Annotated in this window: 4 protein-coding genes and 1 pseudogene; all 5 read right to left on the bottom strand. The window is 39.9% G+C overall.

The annotated features are described in order from the left end of the window. Positions 1-207: pseudogene (locus ACTWQB_RS16705) on the bottom strand (phage tail family protein); the annotation flags it as partial. Positions 208-210: 3 nt separating this feature from the next. Further along, positions 211-3501, bottom strand: a complete 3291-nt coding sequence (locus ACTWQB_RS16700; RefSeq protein ID WP_443140294.1) for a phage tail tape measure protein — start codon at positions 3499-3501, stop codon at positions 211-213. Between the two features lie 30 nt (positions 3502-3531). Next, complete coding sequence (gene gpGT, locus ACTWQB_RS16695; RefSeq protein ID WP_443140293.1) at positions 3532-3669, bottom strand: phage tail assembly chaperone GT; 138 nt, start codon at positions 3667-3669, stop codon at positions 3532-3534. Between the two features lie 47 nt (positions 3670-3716). Further along, positions 3717-4067, bottom strand: coding sequence for a phage tail assembly chaperone G (gene gpG / locus ACTWQB_RS16690; protein ID WP_443140292.1), 351 nt, complete (start codon positions 4065-4067; stop codon positions 3717-3719). A gap of 35 nt (positions 4068-4102) precedes the next feature. Next, positions 4103-4291 (bottom strand): hypothetical protein, encoded by a 189-nt coding sequence (locus tag ACTWQB_RS16685; RefSeq protein ID WP_443140295.1) that lies wholly within the window; start codon positions 4289-4291, stop codon positions 4103-4105. Between the last annotated feature and the right edge of the window lie 341 nt (positions 4292-4632).

Here is a 4632-nt window from a genome sequence, read left to right as displayed (position 1 = left end):
ATCGGTTTTCGTAATCGACCCTTGTAAATCGATATATCTAGGAAGTAGTTTGGTATCAGCGTATAGTTCTCCATCTTGATAAGGGACTGCTTGGCCTTGTAATTCTGCCCCTACTTCACCGATTCCAATTAATTCTTCAATCACTAAAGGTGATAGATAAAAAACGATGTCTTCACCTCTAGCATTTTCAAATGTTAAACGCCTCAATATCTACCACCTCAATTCCATAGCTAATTCTCGACTGGCTTTCTTTTGTAACCTTGCAGCTTCAGCTGGTGATACTGGCTCCGGACTCTGGATGGTAATATGTTGGGTAATGTTTGTTGGGGATTCACGCCCCGTAGAGTGACTAGAACCGTAACTATCAGCAGGTTGATGTCTTTCCTTTCCGAGGAGAGCCAATAGTTTCATAAACTCACTCGGTGGTCGGACTCCGTCAGCATAAGCAGGCAAGGCATTCATTAATTGTTTAGATTCATCATGTGTAAAAACCTGGGTTCCTCTCGGTAGATCAAACACACCGAAAGGTAATACTGCCCAGTTATTCTTATAACGAGCTAATTCCCATCCTTCTTCACCAACTAAAGCTCGGCCACCAGGGTGAAAGCTAGTTCCTTCTGCATAAGATAACTGGCCAAAGTTTTTCCAATTTAAATAACCTGGGTCAAATACATCCAGTTTTAGTTTTTTCGTGATAGGATCTTGCAATCTCTCATTAATATAATCAATTGACGGGTCTACCGTTGTATAGATTTGTTTATCAAAACCTGTGAGTGCTGCTCGTTCATTGACTTGATCTAATAACCCTCTGGACTCTTTTAAACCCGTAATTTGTTCATCAATTTCGCCAACTTGTCTTTCATACTCCTCGGTAGTGATTTGACCCGTTCCTAGTAATCTATCTAGCTCATCTTTCTCTTCTTTGAGCTTTTCGATTTTCTTGTTAATTTGGGCAATCCCAAAACCTTGTTGAGTATTGAGGCCTTCTTGAGCTAAGATTAACTGTTGATAATTATCAAACGTTTGCTCATTTAATGTGATTTGTTCTTCTAAATACTCAATTTCTTCTACATTTTTACCTAGTTTTTCTTCTTTAGCAGCAATCTGATTGGTAATGTCAGATAGTTCTCCTGCAGCATAGTCTCGTATTTTCTTTTGTTCTAGTTTTTGTTCTTGTAACTTGAGCCATTTTTCACTACCTACTTCAACACCGTCTCGTTCTAAATCGAGAATCTCTTGTTTGATGTCTTGTAATTTTGCTTCCTCTTCATTAAAAACGCGATACCTTTCAACTTCTTTATCTTGTAGGCCTTCTATTTCTTCCTTTATGCGTTTATTCTCTGTTTCAAGATCATTTCTGTCCTCTATCATTCGATTTTGATTTTCTAAGGCATCAAAGACCTCGCTACGGGTTTGAATGATTTCATTTTCTAATTGGGCTTGCGTATATTCTCTTACCTTTTCAGCGTTTTCTGCGTATACATTACCTTGTTCGCTGATCGCTTTTGCGGATTCAGGAGCCATCTCAACGACATCTTCATTCACGTCTAAGAAACGTTTCATTTCATCTTTCGAAAGACCTGATTTCTTTTCAAGCTCTTCCTGGCGTTGAGATAGCTCTTTAATCTTTTCAGGACTTTCGGTTTCTTTAAGTTCATCCAAAATATCCATGTATTCGAGCATTTCATCAGAGGTTAGTCGGTTTTGCTCTTGCAGACTTTCAAACTCTCTCAACAACTCATTGGTTGCTGTTGCCTCTTCCGTCATTTTCTCGATTTTTTCATGGTTAACCTCGTTATAGTCCTTGGTCTTCTGACTCAATCCGTAAATAGCGGTTCCTAATAACGTGATACCACCAACGGCTAACCCGGCCACACCTGCCGGACCTAACATACCTAAACGAGCAACTAAGCCGGCTCCTCTTGCTTTACCAAGTAATTCAGTGACCCGAGCCAATCCACCTGTTAAGGAGCCTACCGCTTTAAAAGTCGTACCTAGCATCAAACTAGCTGGACCTAATGCAGCTGTAAATCCTGCTGTTGATAAGATGGTTTTTTGAGTGGAGGTGTCTAAAGAATCAAACCATTCAGCTAAATCCGTCACTCCATCCACTAAAGGTGGTAAATGATCTCGAGCTAAATTTAAGAGAATATCACCAACGGGACGAAGTGAGGTCATTGTTGTATTCTTTAATTCGGCAAATTCTTCGCCAATTGTTTTCGTTTCATCGGCCGTCTCTTCGATAGATCCTTTTGCATCCTCTGCCCCTTCACCTAATTCATCAAAAGCTGGAATGGCCCGATTTCGAATCGCGGTCATCAAACGTTGCGCACCTTCCGCTCCAAACGCTTCAGTTGCTAACGATAACGCTTTTTGTTTATCCTCGGTTTCCGCGATGGTTTCAACAACATTCTCTAATTCTTCACGACTGTTTTTACCTTCGTCAGCCCAATTTCTAAAGGCTTTATTCAATCCAGGCATAATACGACTAACCGCAATCCCATTCGATTCGAGACTCGCCATGAAATGAGCTGCCTCATCCATCTCAAATCCAGCGTTATTTAACACAGATCCATAGTTGGTTAACTGACTATTTAATTCACCTAACCCAATACCATAGTCTTGGGTTAACTTATACATGTAATCTAATACATCGGCCCCTTGTTCAGCTGGTAGTTGCCATTGCTTTAACGCTTCGCCAAACGATTGGGCATTTTGCGTGGCATCTTCTTTTAGTAAACGAGAGACATCTAAAACACGTTTTGTTAAGCCTTCTAAGACACTTCCTGTTGCTCCAGTGAATGTATTCAAGTTCGCAAGAGCGCCTGCGACTTGTTCAGCCCCATCTGGAACACTTGTAAAGACGTTATCAAATGACTTTTCTAATTCGTCTAAAGCTTCGCCTGTGGCACCTGTCCCCACACGAATATCACGGTAAGCCTGTTCCACTTTATCGGCTGCCCCAAGCGCTAATCCCCCAGCTGCAACAATAGGAGCTGTCACACGCATACTCATGGTTTGGCCAAAACCGGTAAGGGTATCGCCCATGTTATTCATTTTGTCTGAAAACTGGTCTAAATTCGTCGTTAAACGACCCCAACCAGATTCTTGAAACGCTTGTTCTCGCCTCATCTCTTCAAGTTCTTCGGTTGTGTTCTGAACATAACGTTCCAAATTATTTAAGGCGGCAGCTTGATTGTTATAAGCTCGCTCCGCTTTTTCCGCTTCTTTGGACCCTTCCCCATGCTCGTCTACCATTTTTTGATATTCTTTGTACGTTTCTTCTGTTACTTTTTTCTGAACTTCTAACTTTTTATTGAGTCCTTGAAGACGCGTTTCATATTTATTGATGGAGCGATCGCCTCGGTCAAACGCACTCATATTTTTACGCATTTCAGAGTTAACTGTTTTAAGTCGATCTTTGACACCTGTTAACCCTCTATCAAGCGTTAGGGTGTCTAAATCAAGCCCTATATTTAAACCTTCAATTCTCTCTGCCAATATCCACCCTCCCTTCTCGAGGGATAAAAATTAACCGCCAAAGGCAGCAATTAATGATGTTTCTTCTTTTGGTCTATGCTGTTCAGATAATAATTCAAACACGAAGTTGAACGGCATATTCAGAATGTCATTGATGTCTTTACCTTGTTTCATCATCTTCAATACCATGTCGTCTAAATATTGTTTTTGTTTTTCTGGGGTAAAGTCGTCATCAACTAACTGGTTTTCTCCAGGTACTTTTTTGTTTCAGCATTTTGATCACCTCGAGCTATAAATAAGACTTGGTCCTGTAAAATACGCATGGCTTCTGGAGCATGAAGCCCCTTCATAAGCTCTTCTTTTGTGAATTGTCCACCATAAGCTTTATCAGCCACAAACGCTAATAATTTATCAATCATATCTTTTTCGTTATCCACTTTCACATCTTTCATTTCAGCCATGATGTCAATGGCTTCATATACGACTGACAAAGGGATAAACATTGGGGTTACGTATTTTTTTGTAACGATTTCACCTTCTTTAACGTCCGTTACTAATTCAATCATGTGTCGTTTTAAATTTGCCATAATAAATCCTCCTTAGAAATAAAATAAGAGCAGGCTTATCCCTGCTCTTCGACTTTCTTAATTAATGGTCGTCCTGCTTTGTTATGAGAAGAAGATAATTCATCTAATCGTTCTTGACTTACCTTCTTATTGGCAGGTTTCGGGAAACGATCACCCTTGAAGTATTCTTTATCTTCTTCTAAATCTCGAAAGCTTTCGATCACTTCATATTTTGCTTTGGCCATGTTCGCCACCTCCTGTATCGCTTCAACATATTTAATGGATGCTTTGGTTGTATCAACGTGATTAAATGAATCATGAAATGGTTTTTTATGCGTGTACTTGCCTTTAAAAAATAATGGCTGGTGATCATTGAGAACACCAGCGTTATGATATATTTTCTTTTTAAAGTATTCGCTCACATCATCTGTTGGCCAACTGAAATCAAGCTCATTTGACACGACAACGTCTTTATTGAAGTCATAGACATTCCAAAGTTGAGCCCACATTTCAGCACACCATTTTTGAATATCCGTTTTGGATTGACTCAATAACTTGTAAAGCGTTATAGAATCACGATACACCT

Source organism: Piscibacillus sp. B03 (assembly GCF_052246295.1).
In the GTDB taxonomy this organism is placed as follows: Bacteria; Bacillota; Bacilli; order Bacillales; family Alkalibacillaceae; genus Piscibacillus.
Note: the sequence above shows the minus strand (reverse complement) of the source record. Positions and strands in the feature narration are given on the sequence as shown.